This window comes from Ignavibacteriota bacterium (genome assembly GCA_013285405.1).
Classification (GTDB): Bacteria; Bacteroidota; Ignavibacteria; order Ignavibacteriales; family Ignavibacteriaceae; genus IGN2.
The window spans coordinates 2,270,233-2,292,676 of the sequence record CP053446.1 but is presented as its reverse complement, the minus strand read 5'-3'; the positions used below and the strand labels follow the sequence as shown (position 1 = coordinate 2,292,676).

24 protein-coding genes are annotated in these 22,444 nt (G+C 34.3%); 8 read left to right on the top strand and 16 right to left on the bottom strand.

Annotated elements, in window-relative coordinates; genetic code table 11:
- Positions 1–86: 86 nt before the first annotated feature.
- The 3 genes from acnA to HND39_09975 form a co-directional block, all read right to left on the bottom strand.
- Complete coding sequence (gene acnA, locus HND39_09985) at positions 87–2,861, bottom strand: aconitate hydratase AcnA (protein ID QKJ96584.1); 2,775 nt, start codon at positions 2,859–2,861, stop codon at positions 87–89.
- A 110-nt stretch (positions 2,862–2,971) separates the two neighbouring features.
- Complete coding sequence (locus HND39_09980; GenBank protein ID QKJ96583.1) at positions 2,972–3,661, bottom strand: SMUG2 DNA glycosylase family protein; 690 nt, start codon at positions 3,659–3,661, stop codon at positions 2,972–2,974.
- A 131-nt stretch (positions 3,662–3,792) separates the two neighbouring features.
- Positions 3,793–4,176, bottom strand: a complete 384-nt coding sequence (locus tag HND39_09975; GenBank protein QKJ96582.1) for a cupin domain-containing protein — start codon at positions 4,174–4,176, stop codon at positions 3,793–3,795.
- Positions 4,177–4,586: 410 nt separating this feature from the next.
- Between HND39_09975 and HND39_09970 the strand changes: the two genes are divergently transcribed.
- Complete coding sequence (locus tag HND39_09970) at positions 4,587–5,009, top strand: nucleoside deaminase (protein ID QKJ96581.1); 423 nt, start codon at positions 4,587–4,589, stop codon at positions 5,007–5,009.
- A 126-nt stretch (positions 5,010–5,135) separates the two neighbouring features.
- Positions 5,136–5,993: an isocitrate lyase/phosphoenolpyruvate mutase family protein gene (locus tag HND39_09965; protein ID QKJ96580.1), complete on the top strand. Its 858-nt coding sequence runs from the start codon at positions 5,136–5,138 to the stop codon at positions 5,991–5,993.
- Positions 5,994–6,009: 16 nt separating this feature from the next.
- Here HND39_09965 and HND39_09960 read toward each other — a convergent pair whose 3' ends face one another.
- Positions 6,010–7,479, bottom strand: coding sequence for an MFS transporter (locus HND39_09960; GenBank protein QKJ96579.1), 1,470 nt, complete (start codon positions 7,477–7,479; stop codon positions 6,010–6,012).
- A 281-nt stretch (positions 7,480–7,760) separates the two neighbouring features.
- Between HND39_09960 and HND39_09955 the strand changes: the two genes are divergently transcribed.
- From HND39_09955 to HND39_09940, 4 genes are all read left to right on the top strand, one after another.
- A complete protein-coding gene (locus HND39_09955) occupies positions 7,761–8,114 on the top strand; it encodes a carboxymuconolactone decarboxylase family protein (protein ID QKJ96578.1) in 354 nt (117 codons plus the stop codon).
- Between the two features lie 41 nt (positions 8,115–8,155).
- Positions 8,156–8,626: a carboxymuconolactone decarboxylase family protein gene (locus tag HND39_09950; GenBank protein QKJ96577.1), complete on the top strand. Its 471-nt coding sequence runs from the start codon at positions 8,156–8,158 to the stop codon at positions 8,624–8,626.
- A gap of 2 nt (positions 8,627–8,628) precedes the next feature.
- On the top strand, positions 8,629–9,354 hold the full coding sequence (locus HND39_09945; GenBank protein ID QKJ96576.1) for an SDR family NAD(P)-dependent oxidoreductase: 726 nt from the start codon (positions 8,629–8,631) through the stop codon (positions 9,352–9,354).
- 211 nt (positions 9,355–9,565) lie between these two features.
- Entirely contained in the window at positions 9,566–10,945 is a 1,380-nt protein-coding gene (locus HND39_09940) for a tyrosine phenol-lyase (protein ID QKJ96575.1), read from the top strand.
- A 209-nt stretch (positions 10,946–11,154) separates the two neighbouring features.
- On the opposite strand, the gene HND39_09935 is transcribed toward HND39_09940, so the two are convergent.
- The 6 genes from HND39_09935 to HND39_09910 form a co-directional block, all read right to left on the bottom strand.
- On the bottom strand, positions 11,155–12,039 hold the full coding sequence (locus HND39_09935) for an urea transporter (GenBank protein ID QKJ96574.1): 885 nt from the start codon (positions 12,037–12,039) through the stop codon (positions 11,155–11,157).
- Positions 12,040–12,182: 143 nt separating this feature from the next.
- Positions 12,183–13,811, bottom strand: a complete 1,629-nt coding sequence (locus HND39_09930) for an arginine--tRNA ligase (GenBank protein ID QKJ96573.1) — start codon at positions 13,809–13,811, stop codon at positions 12,183–12,185.
- 84 nt (positions 13,812–13,895) lie between these two features.
- Positions 13,896–14,273, bottom strand: a complete 378-nt coding sequence (rsfS, locus tag HND39_09925; GenBank protein ID QKJ96572.1) for a ribosome silencing factor — start codon at positions 14,271–14,273, stop codon at positions 13,896–13,898.
- Positions 14,274–14,275: 2 nt separating this feature from the next.
- Complete coding sequence (locus tag HND39_09920; protein ID QKJ96571.1) at positions 14,276–14,764, bottom strand: LytR C-terminal domain-containing protein; 489 nt, start codon at positions 14,762–14,764, stop codon at positions 14,276–14,278.
- Positions 14,765–14,778: 14 nt separating this feature from the next.
- On the bottom strand, positions 14,779–15,297 hold the full coding sequence (locus tag HND39_09915) for a hypothetical protein (protein ID QKJ96570.1): 519 nt from the start codon (positions 15,295–15,297) through the stop codon (positions 14,779–14,781).
- Between the two features lie 74 nt (positions 15,298–15,371).
- A complete protein-coding gene (locus HND39_09910; GenBank protein ID QKJ97959.1) occupies positions 15,372–15,728 on the bottom strand; it encodes an aspartate 1-decarboxylase in 357 nt (118 codons plus the stop codon).
- 125 nt (positions 15,729–15,853) lie between these two features.
- On the opposite strand from HND39_09910, the gene HND39_09905 reads away from it, so the two are divergent.
- Positions 15,854–16,420 (top strand): aminodeoxychorismate/anthranilate synthase component II, encoded by a 567-nt coding sequence (locus tag HND39_09905; protein QKJ96569.1) that lies wholly within the window; start codon positions 15,854–15,856, stop codon positions 16,418–16,420.
- Here HND39_09905 and HND39_09900 read toward each other — a convergent pair.
- Positions 16,417–16,878: a RidA family protein gene (locus HND39_09900; protein ID QKJ97958.1), complete on the bottom strand. Its 462-nt coding sequence runs from the start codon at positions 16,876–16,878 to the stop codon at positions 16,417–16,419. The genes HND39_09905 and HND39_09900 overlap by 4 nt on opposite strands.
- Before the next feature lie 96 nt (positions 16,879–16,974).
- On the opposite strand from HND39_09900, the gene mazG reads away from it, so the two are divergent.
- A complete protein-coding gene (gene mazG, locus HND39_09895) occupies positions 16,975–17,769 on the top strand; it encodes a nucleoside triphosphate pyrophosphohydrolase (GenBank protein ID QKJ96568.1) in 795 nt (264 codons plus the stop codon).
- Here the strand turns inward: mazG and HND39_09890 are convergent.
- The 5 genes from HND39_09890 to HND39_09870 form a co-directional block, all read right to left on the bottom strand.
- Positions 17,766–18,731 (bottom strand): PhoH family protein, encoded by a 966-nt coding sequence (locus HND39_09890; protein QKJ96567.1) that lies wholly within the window; start codon positions 18,729–18,731, stop codon positions 17,766–17,768. The genes mazG and HND39_09890 overlap by 4 nt on opposite strands.
- 88 nt (positions 18,732–18,819) lie before the next feature.
- Positions 18,820–19,506: a LysM peptidoglycan-binding domain-containing protein gene (locus tag HND39_09885; protein QKJ96566.1), complete on the bottom strand. Its 687-nt coding sequence runs from the start codon at positions 19,504–19,506 to the stop codon at positions 18,820–18,822.
- Between the two features lie 43 nt (positions 19,507–19,549).
- Positions 19,550–19,825, bottom strand: a complete 276-nt coding sequence (locus tag HND39_09880) for a hypothetical protein (protein ID QKJ96565.1) — start codon at positions 19,823–19,825, stop codon at positions 19,550–19,552.
- A 147-nt stretch (positions 19,826–19,972) separates the two neighbouring features.
- The gene (gene radC, locus HND39_09875; protein QKJ96564.1) at positions 19,973–20,674 is read right to left on the bottom strand and encodes a DNA repair protein RadC; all 702 of its coding nucleotides are present in this window, start codon (positions 20,672–20,674) and stop codon (positions 19,973–19,975) included.
- Positions 20,674–22,425, bottom strand: a complete 1,752-nt coding sequence (locus HND39_09870) for an ABC transporter substrate-binding protein (protein ID QKJ96563.1) — start codon at positions 22,423–22,425, stop codon at positions 20,674–20,676. Before HND39_09870 ends, radC begins: the two co-directional genes overlap by 1 nt.
- Positions 22,426–22,444: the final 19 nt, after the last annotated feature.

Genomic DNA, 22,444 nt, shown 5'->3' with positions numbered 1-22,444 from the left:
TCGAATTTTATTTTACCTCTAACTCAAACCTTTCAATAATTTAAATTGAAGTTGAGTAAAGATTTTCTGTATTCTTTATTCTTCGTTTAAGTATTTCTAAGATATTCTCGTAATACATATTGTAAGATTCCCTGGTTTTTGTAATACTCAATTTCAATTGCAGAGTCCAATCTTGCTTCAACTTTAAATCTAATTTCATTTCCAGATGGATGAATAGCTTTAACATCCAGAATTTTATGTGGTTTCAGATCATCAACCAAACCAGTAATGCTATAAATTTCTGTTCCATCCAAACCAAGTGATTCTGCGTTTTGTCCGTTGGTGAAAACCAGCGGAGCAACACCCATTCCGACAAGATTGCTTCTGTGGATACGTTCAAAACTTTCTGCAATAACTGCTTTTATTCCCAAAAGAAAAGTTCCCTTTGCAGCCCAGTCTCGTGATGAACCCGAACCATATTCTTTTCCTGCCAATACAATTAAAGATGTATTATCTTTTTTGTACTGCATTGCCGTATCAAATACAGTTTTTATTTCATTTGTAGGAAAGTAACGGCTGTAACCTCCTTCCTTATCTGCAATTTTATTTTTAATACGAACGTTTGCAAAAGTCCCGCGCATCATTACTTCATGATTTCCTCTTCGTGAACCATAAGAATTGAAGTCTTCTTTGCGTATGCTATGATTCTTTAAATAGATTCCTGCCGATGAATCTTCTTTAAATGAACCCGCTGGAGATATGTGATCAGTTGTTATTGAATCACCTAAAAATAATAACACTCTTGCATCTTTGATATCAGTAACAGGCTCAGGTGTTGGGCTCAGGTTTTCAAAGAAAGGTGCTTCTTTGATATAAGTTGAATTTTTATTCCATTCAAAATTCTTGTGGAGATTTACTTTCAGATTTTGCCAATCGGTTGAGCCATCAAAAATCACATCATAAACTTCTTTGAAATCACCCTGCTTCATACAATTATTAATTGTTTTTTGAATTTCATCCCGTGATGGCCAAATATCTTTCAGATAAACCGGTTCTCCGTTTGGATCGTAATCGATTGGATTATTTATTAAATCAATATCTACACGCCCTGCCAAAGCATAAGCAACTACAAGCAGTGGTGACATCAGGAAATTCATTTTTACCTGAGGATGTATTCTTGCTTCAAAATTTCTATTTCCTGAAAGAACAGAAGCAACTACTAATTCACCTTTATCCACAGCAGTTGCAATAGCCGGAGGCAGCGGACCTGAGTTTCCGATACAGGAAGTACAGCCGTAACCAACAGTGTGAAAACCCAATGCTTCTAAATCAGTCATTAATCCGGAACGCTCCAGATATTTAGTTACAACTTTGGAACCGGGAGCTAAAGAAGTTTTAACCCATGATTTTGTTCTCAATCCTCTTTCAACAGCATTCCTCGCCAGAAGACCAGCGCCAACCATTACTGCAGGATTTGATGTATTAGTACAACTGGTAATTGCTGCAATAACAATGCTTCCGTCATTAACCACGAACTCCCTGTTTGTCTGCTTGATTCGTACCGAATGAATTTTGTTACCAAGAATAACTTCAGAATGAACTTCGCCGCTGATTGGTACCTTCCCGAAAGTAAACTCTGTTCCTGAACCACCTTCTACCAACCACGCAGACTCTTTCCTTTGAGATTCAGGTTGATATTCACGACTGAATTCGTCTTTTAGTATTTCAGTAAATTTTTTATCCAGGTTCTTCACTAATATTTTATCCTGTGGACGTTTTGGACCTGATACAGTTGGTTCTAATGTTGATAAATCTAATTCAACTATTTTGGAATAGTGAATTTCTTCCCTGCCAGTTCTCCAAAGAAGATTTTCCTTGCAATAATTTTCAACAATTTTAATTTGTTCCGCAGAACGATTCGTAGCGTGCATATATTCCAATGTGCGTTCATCAATCGGGAAGTAAGTAACAGTACAACCAAATTCAGGAGACATGTTTCCTATTGTTGCACGGTCGGTAACGGTTAAATTATTTAAGCCGTCTCCAAAAACTTCTACGAATTTTCCAACTACTCCTGTGTCGCGTAAAAGTTTTGTAATCGAAAGCACCAAATCAGTAGCTGTACATTGATCAGGAATTTTTCCGGTTAATTTCAATCCCACAACCTGAGGGCATGTAAAAAAAATAGGCTGACCTAACATTGCTGCTTCAGCTTCGATTCCACCAACACCCCACGCAATAACTCCTATTCCGTTTACCATCGGTGTATGTGAATCAGTGCCGACCAGAGTATCTGGAAACAACCATCCATCTCTTTCAATAATTCCTTTGGATAAATACTCCAGATTTACCTGATGACAGATTCCCATCCCAGGAGGAACAACAGTAAAATTACTTAAACCTTTCTGTGCCCATTTTAAAAGTTCATAACGTTCTTTGTTTCTTTCGAACTCAAGTTCAACATTTTTATCGTATGAGTAATCTGTTCCATAATAATCTACCTGAACAGAATGATCGATCACAAGATCCACCGGGATTGCTGGATTAATTTTCTGTCCGTCTTTTCCGTGACGAACAAATTCAGCACGAAGCGATGCAATATCTACAACTGCTGGAACTCCTGTGAAGTCCTGCATAAGAATTCTTGCAGGTTTGAAAGGGATATCTTTATCGATGGGTTCAGGAGTCCACTTTAATAAAGTTTCAATATGCTCATCTGTAATGCTGAAACCATCATAGTTACGTAAAACATTTTCAAGAAGAATACGAATACTAAAAGGTAAATGCTCAATATTGTTACTGAGATTTTTTAACGAACAAATGTGGTACTTTATTCCATTTACTGAAAGTTCTTTTACTGATTTTGCGTTTGTGTGGTTCATAAATATACCTGATTTTTGTTTTCCGGAATGAAACAATTTCATCCCAGATAAAATTATTTTAGAGTTATGACTTTGACTCTAACTTTTCTGACAAGTTACTGAAATTACAATCATATTTTCAATGCGTGCAGATATTTTTCAATATACTGCAGTTTGAATTTTGATTTGTATTGCTGTATAAAACGCGGATGCTCTAAAACCGTTAGTTTGTCGAACAGCTTTGCTTCTTTATTGAGTGTGCTGATATAATCAGCATTTTTCTTTCCGAGTATAAACACCTCTGAAGTAACCAATCCAAGTTTGATATGCTTTTTCAAAGATGATATCATAAAACTTTTTACCATTTCAAAGAGATCAGGATCGTCATAATAATTTGCATTAAGCCACTTTCCATTTTTTGTTTTTCGAATTATCGCAAGAGGAAAAGGTGAATTAATATAAAAGTCGCGATAGAATTTTTTTGTACCGCCGTATGCTTCGATCATATCATACAAAAAAACTGAAGATACCTCGTGAGAATGTGATGAATGCATTTTGATGCCACAAGCGCTTTCAAGTCTTTTTGTATCGGTAAACGGAACTCCGGTTATACCTGCACCATGACGGCTTGGATTAATGCCAATAATAAATTTCCGAAGTGTTAGATCATTATAATATTTTTGATAAAACTCCTGCATCACTTTCATTGTTTCAGGATTGTCCAGATATGGATTCAACACACGAAAATCTTTCGGTAGTTTGCCTGAATAATGCAGGCGGCGATTAAAATCTATTACTCTTTCTGCAAAATTTCTTGACATAAATCAGATGACTACTTCAATTCAATAAAAGAAGAATAAAAAGTAAGAAACAGATTCATACTCTTGAAACGGTTTCGCTTTTAATATTCCGGCTATTCAGGAATTTAGTTTTATTTCTAATCCCAACTATGTTAATATTTCGGAGTAATAAGTGTCAGAATGAATGTTGTATCTTCTAAAGCTTCAACATCATGCTGAATTGCTTTCTCTAACACAATCATTTCATTTTTCTTCAACTTTACTTCTTTTTTCTCAACAGTAAATTTTAATTTGCCTGAGAGAACAAATAAAGTTATCGGACCTGCAACTTTGTGTTCTTTTAATGCAGCACCTTTTTTTAATGATGTCAACACAACACGAAGGTTTGGATTTTTTTGCAACGTAACTGAATTACGATCTCCTTTCAACCAGAAACTTTCTTTTTTTAATTTTTTGTTCTCTTTGTCTATTGCAAATGATAATAAATTGTCCCTGAGTTTTCTTTCACTCAACTTTGGTCTGGTAAGTTTTTCCATTTCAGCCTCTTTGTTTTAAGATGATAAAATAATTTTTGAACAGAATTATAAATAGAGTATTAATAAACAGCTTGATAACTTCTTATTAAATTTTGTGTAATTATTTTAAATGAAGTTTTTTTTAGCCTGTTAAATGTAAGACTATTGATTACATTAACTCTATCATAAAAATATAAATATAAAAGAAAGCCAGCAACCCGAAAAAGAGAATAAGACAATATGACTAATGAAAAAATTATTTGATACTATTCGAATTCTTTTTTTTATATAATACAACGTGATGTAACAGGATAAAGTAAAACTTCGCTGATAGTAATCGGATTTATTTTTTTAACCGTATCCAGATTCAGGAATTATGAAAAAACTTGCTGTTTATATTTATGATAACGAAATAAATAAATGGTATAAATATGAAAACTGATAATTATTATATGGATCAATGCGAAAAGATAGGTAAAGCTGCTTCATTAAAAGGAAATCCTGCTGTTGGCGCTTTAATATTAAAAGATGATGAAATAATTTCTGAAGCTGAAGAAGCAAGTAAAAATAAAAATGATATCACTTGTCATGCGGAAATCGAGGCAATACGGATTGCGGTAAGAAAATTAAAATCAGCTGATCTTTCCGGCTGCACAATGTTTTCTACTCACGAACCTTGTATTATGTGTTCTTACGTTATCCGATTTCACAAAATAAAAAAAGTGGTATTTCAACATGCCGTAAATTATCTGGGAGGATTTTCTTCTTCGATGCCACTACTGATTTCAGAAGAAGTACCGGCTCATTGGAGTAAGCCACCAGTTATTGTTCAGTTCAGTAAAGAAAACGAGTGAAACAGGATTTCCAGATTAATGTGAGATATTCTTTTAACGTTTCAAATTATTCTACAATCAATACATTTATTTCGTTTTAACTGCTGTTAACTAATTTAAATTTACTAATCAACTTATGGTGAATAAATGAATTCTAACAAAAATATACAATCAGATAAAGAAAAACTTTTTCATCAGCTTCATCATAATAACAAATTACTCATACTACCAAATATTTGGGATCCTTTAGGTGCAGCTCTGTTAGAAAATACTGGTTATCCTGCTGTGGCAACTTCAAGTTCAGCAATGTCTTTGAGTAATGGCTTTCGTGATGGTGAAAAACTTCCGTTTGTTGAATTGTTAAATATTTTGAAAAGAATAACATCGTGCGTAAAAATACCTGTATCGGCAGATGTTGAAACTGCCTATGCTGCAAACAATTTAATTTTGAAAGAAAACATAAAAAAACTGATTGATACAGGCATCTCCGGAATCAACTTTGAAGACAGTCATCATGATGAAGCAGGAATGATTTCTGTAAAGGAACAATGTGATAAAATTACAATTATTAAAAAAACATCTGAAGAGGCGGGATCACTTCTATTCATTAATGCAAGAATTGATGTATATATTAAAAGCAGACATTTAAGTGCTGAACAAAAACTGGAAGAATCACTTCAAAGAGGCAGAGCATATAAAGATTCTGGTGCTGATGGCATATATCCTATCTTTTTGAAAGACAAAAAACAAATTGAGATCATTGTTAAAGAAATTGGACTGCCGGTAAATGTTATGATGACTCAAGGTGCACCTGATTTTGAAATATTGAAAAATATCGGAGTGGCAAGAGTCAGCCTGGCTTCAGGATTTCTGAGAAGTGCAGTTTATACAATGAAAAATATTGCCGAGAAATTATTGAGAGAAGAAGGAATGACAGAGATAATTTCTAATATGGTTTTATCAGATTATTTGAACAGTTTAATTACAGATAAGAATAGTTGGTAAAAATTTTATTTTGTAATCAGCTATTCTTTTTTGATGGTACTTTATAAATCGCCAGAAATGTTAATACTGCTATAAAAGTCATCACTAAGTAAATATATCCGGTAGAATTGCTGAATGCTTTTTCCAAGAATAATTTCTTAGCTTCGGTAATTCCATCACCTTTTATCGCATTTAAAATATTTACTGCACGTTCTGCAAATTCAGGTGGAGCCTGTTTCATCTGCATCTCAAAAGAATTATTGAAAACTGCACCGAATATAGCCGCTCCTAAACTTTGACCTAGATTTCTGCAAAAAATATTTAATCCTGTTACAACACCGCGCTGGTCCCATCCAACCATTGATTGAATACCAACCAGTGAAGGTGTACTCAATAGCCCAAACCCTGCACCAAGCAATATCTGATCCATAACTACAAGATAAACTGGCTGAGGCCAGGGAATGAATAAAAATCCTAAACAGGCAGCAATAATAAAAACAGTACCAATTAATGAGGTGTTTCTAAAACCGATTTTTAAATATAACTTTCCTGATAATGCTGAAGCAGTAGGCCAACCGATACTTTCACTCGCCAGAACAAAACCAGAAGCAATAATTCCCAGACCAAGAGCCACTTGTGAAAATGTTGGTAAAAAGGTTTCGGGTCCCATCATAACAATACCCATAAATATCATTGCCAGATTTGTGAAGCTGAGAGTACGATTCTTCCACGCCCAAGCTGGCAGTATGGCTTCTTTAGCTTTATTTTCAATTTTTAAAGTGACTAACGAAAGAACCACAATAGCTGCTAACAAAGATAAACTCTGAACGCTTAACCAGGGCCATGCTTGCCCACCTTCAAGTAAATAAATAATAAACAACCCGATCGTCACTAAAATCAAAAATGAACCTTTGAAATCAATTTCCGGTTTTCGAGGTTCAAGTTTTTCTTTAAAGAAGACGATTAAAAATACCATGCTCATTATCCCAATAGGTAAATTGATAATAAATATCCATCTCCAATTAATATATTCAGCTAATGCACCGCCCAATGCAGGACCAATGATAGCGCTGATTCCCCAGATACTGGAAAGTAATCCCTGAATTTTTGCACGCTCCTCTACTGTATAAATATCTCCAGCGATAGTATTTACTGAAGCCATTATACTGCCTGCACCGAGACCTTGTATTCCGCGGAATATGATTAAAGTGATTATATTCCATGAAGCTGCACTTGCTGCTGAGCCAATTAAAAAAATGGTAACTCCGGTAAGCAGAATTTTTTTTCGACCAAAAATATCAGCGAGTTTTCCATACAATGGTATGGTCACAGTTTGTGATAATAAGTAAATTGAAAAAACCCACGAAAATCTTTTGAACCCGCCGAGGTCCATAACTATCTGTGGAATTACAGTTGAAACTATGGTGGTATCCATTGCTGCCAGCATCATTGTCATCATAAGGGCTGACAATATATAACTTTTTTTCAGTGGAATTTCGTCTTGCATCTGGGACGTGATTTGTCTTTATAAAATATTTTTGATGATTTATGCAATTTAAAAATTGATTAAATAATGCAATAGTGAAATGGTTAGTATTGTTATCAATATTAAACGCAAAATAAATATTTAACTCAACGATAAAAAGAAAAAAAGAGATAATTCTTGACAAAAGTCAAATTCATTTTAAATGTTTGTGAACATATTGCAATAGTGATTAAAATATTTTTTACAGTGTAATAACTTTTAATCATTATGTAATTTTATTAAAAAGAAAAAGGAGAATAACATTGGATAATAATTTATTCCCAATGGCAACATTTGAGCTTACGGAAAAAAAAGCTGCACTTACTCCGAAGAATATTGATGCATGGCGGAATTTCAGTAAAACTATTTTCGAAGCAGGCGCGTTGGATGAAAAAACGAAACAACTCATTGCAGTAGCTGTTGCTCATGTTACACAATGCCCTTATTGCATTCGTTCTCATACACATCAGGCACTCAGGAAAGGTGCCGCTCAATCTGAAATTATGGAAGCTATATGGGTGGCTGCAGAGATGCGTGCAGGTGCTGCTTATGCTCATGCGAACATAGCAATGGATGAAATGGAAAAACACAATCAAAAAATAAATCGATCTGTTTAATTAAAGAAATATTTAAACTGATCGAAAGGAGAAATATTATCATGGAAAAGCAAAGATTTGATTATTCTAAAAAAACTCCCGAAGCAATTAAAGGACTTATGGAGATGGAAAAATATGTGGCTGAATCAGGATTAGACAGAACTATATATGAATTGGTGAAATATCGGGCTTCACAAATTAACGGTTGTGTTTATTGTATGGATATGCATACAAAGGATGCACGAGCTGCCGGCGAAACAGAACAACGTTTATACGTTCTTTCTGGATGGAAAGAAGCGCCGTTCTATACCGAACGTGAACGTGCGGCTTTAGCCTGGACCGAAGCGTTGACACTGATTTCTGAAAATGATATACCGGAATCACTGTATAATTTAGTTCATCAACACTTTGACGAAAAACAATTGATGGCACTTACTATAGCAATTATAGCAATTAACGGTTGGAACAGGTTATCTATTCCTTTTAAAACACCCGCTGGTTCCTATGTTCCTGGAAAATGGGATAAAAAGTAATTTTGGATATTGATTCAAAAGTAGCAATTGTTACTGGAGCGAGCAGAGGTTTAGGTGCTGCATTTTCTAAAGCGCTGATTGATGAACATGCGTTGTTCGTTTATGGTATAGCACGACATACCGCAGATTTATTTTCTTTGCAAAAAGATTTGGGAAGCCGTTTTATTCCTGTTCAATTGGATATATGTCATCAGGATGAAGTTAAGATGTGGATAGCAAATACTTTTTCGGATAAATTGCTGCCCGATATTTTAATTAATAATGCAGGAATAGGATATTTCAGACGAATTGATGAAATGTCCACAGAAGAATGGTCTGCAATGATAAACACAAATCTGAATGGTTTGTATTATATCACTTCTGAGATTGTGAAATTAATGCTAAAGAAAAAGGATAGCTCACATATTATAAATATTGGATCGATTTTAGGAACAACTGCCAGGTCTGAAGCTACAGCTTATTGTGCAACTAAGTATGGTGTTAACGGTTTCAGTGAAGCACTTTTCAAAGAATTGCGAGGCGATAATATCAAAGTAACCTGTATAAATCCAGGTTCTGTTGAAACTGATTTTTTTAAAAATTCCGGAACGGAAGCTCATAATAATATTCTGCAGCCAAAAGACATTGCAAATACTTTAATTCATGTTTTAAAAACTCCGGACAATATGCTGATTAACGAATTGACAATCCGTCCGTTAAATCCCAAAGCACCTGTTCCGGTAAAATAAAAACTATTTTAAATATTAAGTTTTGATTTTGCTTCAACTTATACTTTTAATAGTGCTGAGAAAAACTTAACAACAAATTTTTTAACAGACTTGTTATACAATCAATTACAATGTATAAAAGTTAAAATAAATTTATATCTGCTACCATACTTCATCGTAGCTTGAAAAAAACTGTATATTTTTTTAAATAAAAAATTTCGAGGATTATTGAATGAACACTGATTACTACCCCGCCGAACCCTATCGTATAAAAACTGTAGAAACTTTAAAAATGAATACGAGAACCGAGAGAGAAAAATTAATTAATGACGCCGGTTACAATACTTTTTTACTTAACTCCGAAGATGTGTACATTGATTTGCTGACAGACAGCGGTACTAATGCAATGAGCGATCGTCAATGGTCAGGTATGATGCTGGGCGACGAGGCATATGCAGGCAGTAAAAACTTTTTCCACTTAAAAGAGACAGTGAATGAAATTTTCGGATTCGATCATATTATTCCCACTCATCAGGGAAGAGGTGCTGAAAATATTCTTTCTCAAATAGCTATAAAACCTGGACAGTATGTTCCAGGGAACATGTATTTTACAACCACCCGATACCATCAGGAACGTAATGGCGGTAATTTCATTGATATCATTATTGATGAAGCACATGATGCAACGCTCAATGTTCCTTTCAAAGGTAATGTTGATCTGAACAAACTGCAAAGACTGATTAATGAAAAGGGAGCGGAAAACATTGCATACGTTTGCCTGGCAATAACCGTAAACTTAGCCGGTGGTCAGCCTGTCTCGATGAAAAATATGCGTGAAGTTCGTGAGCTTACAAATAAATATGGTATAAAAGTATTTTACGATGCTACTCGCTGTGTAGAGAATGCATACTTTATTAAAGAGCAGGAAGAGGGTTTTGCCAATAAAAGCATACAGGAAATTGTCTTTGAAACATTCAGCTATGCAGATGGATGCACAATGAGCGGAAAGAAAGACTGCCTGGTAAACATTGGTGGATTTTTATGTGTAAACGATGAACAACTTTTTAATGATGCTAAAGAATTAGTAGTGGTTTATGAAGGTATGCCTTCTTATGGCGGATTGACAGGACGGGATATGGAAGCCATGGCAATCGGTTTGCGTGAAGCGATGCAGTTTGAATATATTGAACATCGCATAAAACAAGTCCGATATCTCGGCAACCTGTTGCTCGAAGCTGGAGTTCCGATTATTGAACCGATTGGCGGGCATGCTATATTTTTAGATGCACGTCGTTTTTGTTCTCATCTTTCACAGGATCAGTTTCCGGCACAAAGTCTTGCTGCTACACTTTATCTATACTCAGGTGTACGCAGCATGGAAAGAGGTATTGTATCAGCAGGACGTAACAAAATAACAGGTGAAAATCACAAACCGAAACTCGAAACAGTGCGGTTAACCATTCCAAGACGTGTTTATTCTTATCGGCAGATGGATTATGTTGCGAATGCCGTTAAACATTTGTACAGTGAGAGGGATCAAATTAAAGGATTGAAATTTGTTTATGAACCGAAACAATTGCGATTCTTTACTGCAAGGTTCACTGAGATATAATAATACTAATAGACTTCTGAAAAATTTCTAATTTGCATATTGAACGACCTGCCTGCTGGCAAGACAGGAGTGAAATATCTTGTTATTAAATTGAAAATAGTAACACATCGATAATAATTCAGAAGTCTCACTAAATAACTTTTAAGTTATCTGAATTTTAAGGCAATTAACTTAGTTGGAATTCAATTAGCTGGAATTTTTACTTTTGACTACTTTATTCTCTTAATAATTAAAACAATCCAGGTTGAGAAAACAAATGGAGCAGTTAATGTAATTATTCCTTGAGCTGCTAAACTGATTTGAATTACAACAGATAAAAAAATAGTAAAAGAAATCCATACAAAATCACTTCGTTTTGATCCGGCTAATGCAATTGCGCAAAGAATACCATTATAACCCATCAGCCCGGAATTCAAAGTGGAAAAAGGTATTGAGAATAACCAACCGATTGGAACTCCTAATAAAGAAGCATACAACGAATAGAAGGCGTCACGACGTGAATTTACTAAAATGGCAAATAGAAATATTGCGCCAGTAATAATATTCTCCTGAAACATTACCTGACCAAAACCATTGAACAACGCATAGAAAATATTTAAATCTGCTGATGAGGCTGATGAACCTGACAGTAACTTCTGATCAAAGATAAAAAGTAATAAACTGATAATCACCCAGGTTACAATAACAAACGGTGAAGTAAAGGCAGGAATAAATTTTTTGAGTATGCTCATTAGGATGGTTGAAGCTGCGGCACCGATAATTAATGCTAATAAAGTAAATGCATTCATTTCAAAAAAGAATAATAAAGCAATTCCAACCAAAGCTCCATTAAAACCATATAGTCCGTTTTTTATGTCCTCATTAGAATACTTTAAAGCCCAGGCTGTTACAGTACTTACTATTGTTCCAGCTAAAGCAGCAATCCCTAAAAGCCAGGAGTTATAAAAGATTCCAATTAAAAATAATAATCCTGTAATTGCATTCGCTTGCAGCATTACTTGTCCCAAGCCCATCAGAATAATATTAATGAGTGGAACTCTGTTTTCTAAAAATTCATTGAGCGTGTTTAGTTTTATCAAGGACTGGTCTTTCAAATTATTTGCTAAGAGAACTGTTGAGTTTCTTGTTATAAACTTTTATAGTAATGGATATTCTTAAGTGTAGCCTAACTATTCCAGCATTGACAATGGAATTAGATTTATTATACTCTAAAAGTTATAAAAGCTCAATCTCAATTCTACATTCTTTCCGGTGCAGATACTCTAAGAATAATCAATCCGTTTTTAATTATTGTTTTAGCTGCAACTGCCAGAGCAAGGCGGGCTTCGGCTATTTTTTTTTCACTTCCCAAAATTCTCCTGAATGTATAAAACTTATGAAACGCAGAAGCAAGTTCTTCAAGATACGCGCAGATTCTCTGTGGTTCACAATTTTCAGCACTATATAGAACTTCTTCTTCAAACTTGTGAAGCTTTTTGAGCAGCGCTTGTTCCTCTTCTTCAACGAGTAAATTCAAATTATCCATAGATGATTTTATGTTTTCTGATTCAACCGTCCGTATTATTGAACAAATTCGTGCGTGTGCATATTGAAGATAGAAAACAGGATTTTCATCGCTCTGTTTCTTTGCCAGATCAATGTCAAAGTTCATATGAGAAGAAATGCTTCTCATATTAAAAAAATATCTCACAACATCTTTGCCTACTTCTTCTGTTAGTTCATCAAGTGTGATGTAGTTTGCTTTTCTTGTTGACATCTTCACAACTTCTCTATCTTTAAGTATCGTAACAAATTGATGAATCAAAACTTTCGTCTTAGTTACATCATAGCCTAAAGATTTTACCCCAGCCATAACATCAGGATAAGTTGCATTGTGATCTGACCCAAACACATCAACCATCAAATCATAACCACGTTTATACTTTACAAGGTGGTAAGCAATATCAGGAAGACGATAAGTTGGCTCGCCTGTATTTTTTACTATGACTTTATCTTCACCACCAGTCAGCAGAGAAAGTTTTAACCAAGTTGCTCCATCTTTTTCATAAGAAAGATTCAATTCATCAAATTTTTGCAGAAGGTTTGCAATTTTTCCGTCATCGTAAAGTGATTTTTCGTTGAAGAATATTTTATGATGTATATCAATATTTAATAAAGTTTTCTTAATATCATTAAAAATTTCTGACTCGGCTGCCTCTTTAAATTTACCTTCCGGCGATTCATCAATAAGCATATTGCCAAATTTATCTTTGAGTTTCTTGGCAATATCAATAATGTATTCACCTTGATAATAATCTTCAGGGAAATCTGTTTGCTGACCAACAAGATTCAGATATCTTATCCTGACTGAGTCACCAAGAACACGCATCTGTCTTCCGGCATTATTGAAATAATATTCTCTGTCAACTTCATAACCTATCCATTCAAGAAGATTTGCGACTGTATCACCAATAACTGCACCTCTTCCGTGTCCTACTGTTAAAGGTCCTGTTGGATTAGCAGAAACAAACTCCACATTTGCTTTCTTACCTGAATATTTTTTTGATTTGCCATAATCATCACCGGTATTATTAATTTCCTTAATAATATTTGAAACAAAGGAAGGAGTAAAATGAAAATTGATAAATCCAGGTTTGGCAATTTCCACATTTTTTATTACTTGCACATCGATAGATAAGTTTGACAAAATCTCGGCAGCAATATCCATGGGATTTTTCTTTAATTTTTTTGATAGAATCATCGCTGCATTTGATGATAAATCTCCGTGTGCTTCTATTTTGGGAATATCAAATGATAGTTCCAGATCTGACAGGTATGGAAGCCGTTGTACAGCATCAGTGAAAATTTTATTTAAATATTTTTTCAATGAAAATGAAAATAAGTGATTGAATTTTGATAAGTAAACTTATAAAAGAAGTTTAACGGAAAAAATCATACGCTTTAAATAATATCAACGCTTTGCTGATACAACTTTCTTTTCAGCTGTGTCCTTCATCATCTCAGAGGGTGCATCTCCCCAAAGTTTTTCGAGATTGTAGAAATCCCGTGCATCTTTTTTGAAAATATGAACGACTACATCCACATAATCCAGTAATACCCAGCTAAGCGCTTTAAGTCCTTCTCTATGCCAGCATCTGATTCCTTCATCGGAGAGTGCTTTATCTACCTGATCAGCGATAGCTTTAACCTGAACATCTGAATCAGCAGAACAAATCACAAAGTAATCTGTAAAAGTAACAAGATTCCTTAAATCAACTTTTAGAACATTAAAGCCTTTCTTTGTAAAAATAATTTCTGCGATGTGATTAGCTAATTCTGTTGAGTTCAAAGTTACCTCTGATTTATTGGTTTTAAATTTCTGTAATCTTTCCCGAGAATGAAAGTAACATCGAGCAAATAATCCGGATTGGTTTGTTGAATTATATTACTATGATCAAGTCCAACAATGGCAGCCACTTTTTCAGCATATTTAATTTTATCATTTCTGCAGATGATAATACTGTTTTCAATTTCAAACGAACGGTAGTTCCCGAGATTGACAACATCAACTTTATGTGCTCTTAAATATTCGGTTATTTTTTGTGCCACATCTGTTACTCCGCATCCGTTCAAAACTTCAGCCTGTATTTTTACTTTTGTACTGTCAATTAAAAGTTCATCATCAGAGTTAAAATACCTTGCTGAAACAGAATTAATAACCGAATAAGCTAAAACAGAATTAATTAAAATCAGGACAAGAATTGAAATATTAAGGATAAGGTTTTTAGATTGGTTTACTTTTAAAGTACTGGTTGAAATTTTATTTCTCCGGTTATCCAAGAACAATCTAAATTTTATTTCACTTCAAACGGTGATGTTGTTTGATAACCATTTATCCCCGAATTGAAATTGAACGGATCCCCATAACCATAAAACGGATGATAATAACCGTATCCAAATGGCATACTTCTGTATTGCAAATGAACTGAAAAATTATTCCACGGATGATAATTTAACGCTGCATTGCTGATATATATTCCGGAAACATCTTTCTGGAACTGATCTCCGAAAGTACTATAGGGTGAATACAAAACTGAAACATCCAGTTGAACATTGAGATTGTTCATTAACCTGTAAAACATACTGTTCGTATAACTTGTTAATGACATTGCCTGTCCTGCAAATGTAGTATAGTTTAAACTGAATGAATGGCGCATAATAAAATCATCCGAGTTCAAAAAACCAAACAGTGCATTTGAATTTTCTGATACAATTCCTTCCTTTACACTTTTTGGTTCAATGCCTGTATCCCTGAATTGTGCAAAAGCATTTGCAGCGAATAGAAGAAAACCTATAATTAAAAAACTTTTCACTTCATCACCAAAATTTTAATTCAATTTTATACAAATAAATCACAAAAAGCAACTTACTACTTGTGGTCAATTCACTAAAGTATCTTTGTTATATTATTATTCTTATCCACCAAAACGATCTTTGGCATATAGTTCTTTATGCTTTCTTCAGGAATGCTAACATAACTGACTATAATTATTTCATCACCAACTGCACCGAATCTCGCAGCAGGTCCATTTAGACAAATTGTACCACTACCAGCCGGACCTTCGATCGTATATGTATCAAGACGTGTTCCATTATTAAAATTTAAAACCTGAACTTTTTCATAGCGTACAATATTGGCAGCTTCCAATAAATTTTTATCTACAGTGATACTTCCTTCATAATACAATTCAGCCTGTGTAACAGTTACACGGTGGATTTTGGATTTTAACATTTCTCTTTGCAATAAAACTTTTTCCTTTAATTTTGTGCTGTCAAATATACCTAATGACAATTCTTAGATTCAAGGCATCAATTTAAGTTTAGAATGATTCAATTATTAAATATAAGCCAACAAATACACAGGATAACTTGAAAATACTTGTAATTGATAATTTCGACTCGTTTACTTTTAATCTTGTTCAACTGCTCGGGAAATACAGAAGTAAGTTGCTGGTTGTCATGAATGATGATAAAATAAATTCAATCAGGGCATTTCAGCCTGACAAAATCCTCATTTCACCCGGACCGGGACGACCTGAAAATTCAGCTTTAACTCTCGAAGCTATTAAAGAATTTGGTAATTCAATTCCAATACTTGGTGTTTGTCTCGGTATGCAGGCAATTTGTTATTTGTTCGGTGCTGAAATTGTTAAAGCTGAAAATATTTATCACGGGAAAACTTCTGCAATAATCCACGACAACAAAACCATTTTCAACAACCTGCCACAGCACTTCGACGCAATGAGATATCATTCTCTGATTGTAAAAGAGAATACTATCTCAGATGAAATTGAAGTATCAGCTAAAGCGGTTTCCGGTGAAGTTATGGGAATTCGTCATAAGATTTATTCGCTTGAAGGAATACAATTCCATCCTGAATCAATACTTACACCAACTGGTAAAAAGCTAATAAAAAACTGGCTGAATCTTGACTAACTTTTTACTTCGACAATCATCTCGATCTCCACTGCAGAGTTCAGAGGCAGTTCACTTACACCAACTGCGCTTCGAACGTGTTTTCCTGCTTCACCAAATATTTCACCAATAAATTCTGATGCACCGTTTGCAACTTTTGGCTGTGCAGTAAATCCTTCCGCGCTGGCTATAAAAACTGTTAACTTCAGTACTCTTTTGATTTTATCAAGATTTCCAATTACACTCTTCACAGCACTCAGACAATTGATTGCACAAAGTTTCGCCGCATCTCTTCCTTCGTCTTCTGTTAAATCTCTCCCGACTTTTCCATGGAATTTTACTGCACCGTTGGCAATAGGCACTTGTCCCGAAGTCATCACGAGATTTCCGACCTGCATTGCCGGAATATATGCAGCAAGTGGTTTAACTGGATCTGGAATAGTAATTCCAAGCTGTTTAATTTTTTCTTCGAACATAATATCCTCGATTTCTACTCAGAGAGTTTTATTTTGATTAAATTTGAATTGATTTCTAACAAGTATTTAAGAAGAAATAGTACAATAAGGAATTATCAAATGACTGGTAACAAATTTAACGAATTCGTTGAGATAGTTAAAAGATTAAGAAAAGAATGTCCGTGGGATCGCGAACAAACAAATGATTCAATCAAAGCAGCAACTATCGAAGAAGCTTATGAAGTAGTTGAAGCAATTGACAAACATAATTTTGATGAACTCAAAAAAGAACTCGGTGATTTACTGCTCCATGTTGTTTTCCATACCATTATCGCTTCAGAAAAAAATAATATATCAATAGATGATGTAATTGATTCAATCACAAAAAAATTGATTCGAAGACATCCACATGTTTTCGGCGATGTAAAGGTTTCGGGAGCTGACGAAGTTAAAAAGAATTGGGAAGAAATTAAACTTGAAGAAGGACGTGATTCAGTTTTGGAAGGTGTACCCGAAATGCTTCCTGCATTGCAGAGAGCTCACAGACTTCAGGAGAAAGCTGCAAAAGTAGGTTTTGATTGGGAGAAAAAAGAAGACGTTTGGAAAAAAGTAATTGAAGAAATTGAAGAGATGCATGAAGTAGAAAAGCTCAAAAATCAAAATTCAAATCTCAAAAGCGATGCGGAGTTTCATAATAAATTAGAAGATGAAATTGGTGATGTTTTTTTTGCTTTAGTAAATTACGCACGATTTTTAGAAATAAATCCTGAAAATGCTCTGAGAAGAACAAATTCCAAATTCATTAAAAGATTTAATTATATCGAAGAAAAAATAAAAACTTCAGGAAGAAAACTATTTGAATCAAATCTTAAAGAAATGGATTTTTATTGGGAAGAAAGTAAAAAAATAATTTAGCTGCCGTTTTTATTATTATTAAACTTCTCGTACGCATCAATAATATCCTTCACAAGTTTATGTCTAACGACATCACTCTTATCAAAATATACAAAGGCAACTCCTTCAACATTCGACAAAATTTCTTTTGCCTGGATTAATCCACTTGCCTGTTTAGCGGGAAGATCAATTTGCGTTATGTCACCAGTTATAATCGATTTTGAATTGCCTCCCAGTCGCGTTAAAAACATTTTCATCTGCATAGTTGTAGAGTTCTGAGCCTCATCAAGGATCACATACGCATTATTCAAAGTTCTTCCACGCATATATGCAAGCGGAACTATTTCGATAATTCTTTTTTCAATGTAGTTTTTTAATTTTTCTGATGGTATCATATCATCAAGTGCATCATAAAGTGGTCGAAGATATGGATCTATTTTTTCACGAAAATCACCTGGCAGAAATCCGAGGCTTTCTCCAGCTTCCACAGCCGGTCTTGCAAGAATTAATTTTTTAACCAACCCGCGTTTTAACGCAGAGACAGCAATCGCCACAGCAAGATAAGTTTTTCCTGTTCCGGCAGGACCAATCGCAAAGCAAATATCATTCTTACGAGCAAGGTTTATATAATTAATCTGTCCGGGAGTTCTCGCCTTAATGACATCCTTTTTTGTGTAAAGAACTATTGAATCAAATTCTTCTTCATTGACAATTTCTTTGCCTTCTATAGTTAGATCGAGAATAGTATTTACGTCATTAGTTCCCAAACGTCCGCTCGTATTAAGAACGTATGTCATTTCCTTCAGAACTTTTTCTATAATTTCAACTTCTTCAATAACACCTTTCAGAATTACATTATCTCCTCTTACAGTTATTGAAGTATTAAACCTATCCTCAAGTATTCTAAGATTTGAATCGTTGAACCCGAGAAAATCGAGCATATTAACATTTTCTATAATTATTTTCTTTTCGATGGCTGTCATAAAACTCTTTAAATGAAAAAACCCTCATCCGGTAAATGGACAAGGGTTTTTCCGAAATAATATAATTTGAACAACAAACTAAATTAAATTATTGAACCGGAGCTGGTTTGTAATTAGCTCTCAATTTTTCATACTTATCTTTCTCTTCCTGAGTCAGCGGTGGAATTGAAAACTGTTGATTAGGATAGATCAGATCCGGATTCTTAATTTTCTCTCTGTTGGCTTTGTAGATAACCGGCCATGCAAAACCGTTTCCGTAATGCTCTTTCTTCTTGGCAATATTCCAGAGACAGTCGCCTTTAACAACATTATAAGAAATTACCGGAGGAGCATCAATCCATTCGTCAAGAGCTTTTTGCATCTTGTTATGAACTTTATCGAAAAATTCAGGTAATGCACTTATTTTGTTCATCTTCAAAGCATTCAGATCAGCTTGTCTGTCAGCTTTTGGTGATTCTTTTCTTTTAATCTTACCATCAAGTTCATTAACAGCATTTCTGAAATTATCCACATCACTTCTTGTAGCACCAACAAGTGCATAAAGTTCGTCGATACACTGTTCTGGATCCTGAAGGCCAGCTTTTACAGTATTGAGATTCTCAATATCCTTCTGAAGGGTTGCAATCTCAGATGTTAAAGCTTGTTTCTGACCGGTAAGCCTGGTCATTTCGGCTTCCCATTCTTCTTCAGTCATCTCTGTTTCCTGCGCAAAGGAAGAAAGAGATAACAGGAAAGAAAGGGAAATGATAGCAACTAAAATTTTTGCAAGTTTCATTTTTTTCTCCATTTTAATTTTGTTATAAAATTCCTGTTAATAATTACTTAGGCAATTTTTCAAGGTTTGCCTTAGTTTCTTCCTTTTGCTTGTTGCATTCAGCCAGTTTGCGATTGATGGTCTGAATCTCTGTTTCGAGTTGGGCTTTTTGATCTCTCAGACTGTTGGCTTCTGATTCGAGTGATTTTACTTCATCACGCAATGCATTAAGTTCAGCAATCTGAGCTTCACTTAAACCACCGCAACCAGCAATCAGTGCCATACTGACAAACAGAACAGCAGCGAGGACGGGAGTCCTGAAATTTTTAAGTAGGCTCATATGAAACCTCCGATTATTTATGAATAATAAATTGATTGATTAGAAATAAGCAAAAATTAACTACAGTTAATTTACAAAGTAGTAAATATTTAGGGTAGTTATATAACCAAAGATGGTAAAATATTCAAGGATAATTTGTTTTTTATTTTAAAAAAGACGTTTTTCAACAAAACTTGTATAAGTCTCTCCTGCAATAATTACATGGTCAAACACCGGAATTTCAAGAATCTTACCTGTTTCAACAAGTTTTTTTGTTATTCTTATATCCTCATTACTTGGTTCCGGATTACCACTGGGGTGATTATGAATCAGAATTATGCTGGCTGAATTATTATCTATTGCAACTTTAAATACTTCACGCGGATGTACAACACTCGAATTCAAATTACCAACTGAAATCGTTTCGTATTTACTGACTTTGTTGGCAGAATTTAAACAAACAACTATAAATTGTTCTTTAACTTCATCCCGCAGAACAGGAATAAAAAATTCAGCAACTTCCTGCGGCGAGGTTATTTTTTTATTTATGATCAATTTTGGCTGAGTCAATATTCTTCTGCTCAATTCAAACGCAGCAGCAAGAGTTGCAGCTTTATCTTTACCAATTCCGCTTACTTTTGTAAGCGATAAAACTGAACGCGTTGCAAGAAGAGCCAAATTTCTTTCTTTATTAATAAGTTCACGCGCAATTTCAATTACTGACTTGCCTTTTTTTCCGGTTCTAAGTAAAATAGCAATCAATTCAGCATCAGAAAGATTGTGCGCACCTCTTAACAATAACTTTTCTCTTGGTCGATCATCATGAGGAAGTTCTTTTACGGTCAGCTTTTTATCATTTTCTCCCTTCATTACTGGCTCAGTTTGAATTTATCAACTAATTCAAAGACGCTATCTTTAAATCGAATAATATTAAGGAACCTGTTTACTCTTCTTTCATCAAAAGAAATATTATTCTGCATACCCCTGCTAACCATACCTGATAACATTTTTTCTGTAAGACTTTTTCTATCATGGCTGCTGTTTCTAAATGCAGTGAGCAGGAATTTTGCTGCATCGTATCCATATAATGTATTACGATTTACATCTTTCCCGGTTACAGAAATAAACTGATCGCTAAAATGCTGATAAGTTTCTGAACTATAGTCAACAAAGTAATCAGATTCAAAAATAATATTATTACTTATCTCAGGTGCAGTTTCAAAACCTTTTGCGGTGAACCAATCCTGATTACCAAATAACGGTATTTTAACATTATATTTAACCATTTCAGACAATATTAAAGGAGTTACAGAATTATCTGAAAACGGAATATATATCCCTTCAACAATCATTGAATCGCTGTAAATTTTTGAAATCGGGATGCTGAAGTCAGAAATATCACTACCGAATGATTCTTTTCGGATAATTCTTCCACCAAGTTTTTCAAATTCCCCAATGAATGATGAAGCAAGAATTGGTGCGTAGCTGTCAATGGAATTCAGTACTGAAATGTTTCTTTTATTTTCGACGTAGTAGATATATTGTGCCATAACTTTACCTCTGACGGAAAATGATGGATTTGCCTGGAAGAAATTATGGCTTATGCTGGTTAAATCATCATCTGTCGCTGTAGGTGAAATAATTGGTATATCGTAATCATCAAACTCATCAAGAGCTATTCGCACTTCATTGCTAAAGATAGGACCAATAACAGCAACAAGTGAATTTAATTCAACAAACTCATCTCGTACATTTTTGATTTGTTGAATATCTTTTTTTGTATCACGAATCAGTAATCCAATCTTTTCTTCTCTTGATTTATTGAATTCATCAACTGCGAACTTAATTCCTTCAAGAATTTCTGCTGCAGGTTGTGATTTGTATTCACCCTGCTCATTAATATCAAGTGGAAGCATCACACCTATCACAGCAGTCATTGGTAAAAAACTTTCTGTTTCATTTTCTGATAACCGTTGAGCTTCGTTGTAATCAATTGACTGAGAATAATTCTCTACTATCTCTTTCAATGTATTTTTTGCGCTATAAGCATTTCCGTTTCTGAGATAGTACTTTGCCTTTTGAAGTAAAACAAATGCTTTAATCTTATCACTGCTGTATGAAGAATTTATCCGATCTAACTGAATGTCATTCAGATATTTTGCTGCGATACCTTCTCCGGTTTTTCTTGCGTTTTGTTCATAGGAAGAAGATGTTGTGTTATCTATTATATTTAATATTTCCTTAAATGCATTGTAATAGTTAGCGATTTCCAGAAAGTACTTAGTTAACAACATCCTGAATTCATCAACATATAAACTAGTTGGATAATTTTGCAGGAATCGATCCGCAGTATATTTAAACTGATTGAATTGCTTCAGTTCAAGATGAATTTTAGCAATGAAAAATTCAGATACAGTTGTTTTTGAATTGTACTTATAATCAGATAAAATTTGATTAAATCCAACCAGGGCTTCTTCATACCTTGCTGAATCAAATAATGCTAATGAATTGTTGAATTTGATTTGGATTTGTTCCTGTTCCGATTGAGTTAAACCATTGCTATAAAAAACAAGTAGTAACAATCCTGTTAATAAAAGTATATTTGAATAATTAAATGACATCAGTTCCAATCTCTTTGAT

Excerpts from the sequence above, each read along its gene's own strand:
- HND39_09965 (QKJ96580.1), top strand. The coding sequence starts at position 5,136 with ATGAATTCTAACAAAAATATACAATCAGATAAAGAAAAACTTTTTCAT.
- radC (QKJ96564.1), bottom strand. The coding sequence starts at position 20,674 with ATGAAGGGAGAAAATGATAAAAAGCTGACCGTAAAAGAACTTCCTCAT.
- HND39_09980 (QKJ96583.1), bottom strand. The coding sequence starts at position 3,661 with ATGTCAAGAAATTTTGCAGAAAGAGTAATAGATTTTAATCGCCGCCTG.
- HND39_09950 (QKJ96577.1), top strand. The coding sequence starts at position 8,156 with ATGGAAAAGCAAAGATTTGATTATTCTAAAAAAACTCCCGAAGCAATT.
- HND39_09885 (QKJ96566.1), bottom strand. The coding sequence starts at position 19,506 with ATGAAACTTGCAAAAATTTTAGTTGCTATCATTTCCCTTTCTTTCCTG.
- HND39_09940 (QKJ96575.1), top strand. The coding sequence starts at position 9,566 with ATGAACACTGATTACTACCCCGCCGAACCCTATCGTATAAAAACTGTA.
- mazG (QKJ96568.1), top strand. The coding sequence starts at position 16,975 with ATGACTGGTAACAAATTTAACGAATTCGTTGAGATAGTTAAAAGATTA.
- HND39_09890 (QKJ96567.1), bottom strand. The coding sequence starts at position 18,731 with ATGACAGCCATCGAAAAGAAAATAATTATAGAAAATGTTAATATGCTC.
- HND39_09870 (QKJ96563.1), bottom strand. The coding sequence starts at position 22,425 with ATGTCATTTAATTATTCAAATATACTTTTATTAACAGGATTGTTACTA.
- HND39_09880 (QKJ96565.1), bottom strand. The coding sequence starts at position 19,825 with ATGAGCCTACTTAAAAATTTCAGGACTCCCGTCCTCGCTGCTGTTCTG.
- acnA (QKJ96584.1), bottom strand. The coding sequence starts at position 2,861 with ATGAACCACACAAACGCAAAATCAGTAAAAGAACTTTCAGTAAATGGA.
- HND39_09970 (QKJ96581.1), top strand. The coding sequence starts at position 4,587 with ATGAAAACTGATAATTATTATATGGATCAATGCGAAAAGATAGGTAAA.
- HND39_09960 (QKJ96579.1), bottom strand. The coding sequence starts at position 7,479 with ATGCAAGACGAAATTCCACTGAAAAAAAGTTATATATTGTCAGCCCTT.
- HND39_09975 (QKJ96582.1), bottom strand. The coding sequence starts at position 4,176 with ATGGAAAAACTTACCAGACCAAAGTTGAGTGAAAGAAAACTCAGGGAC.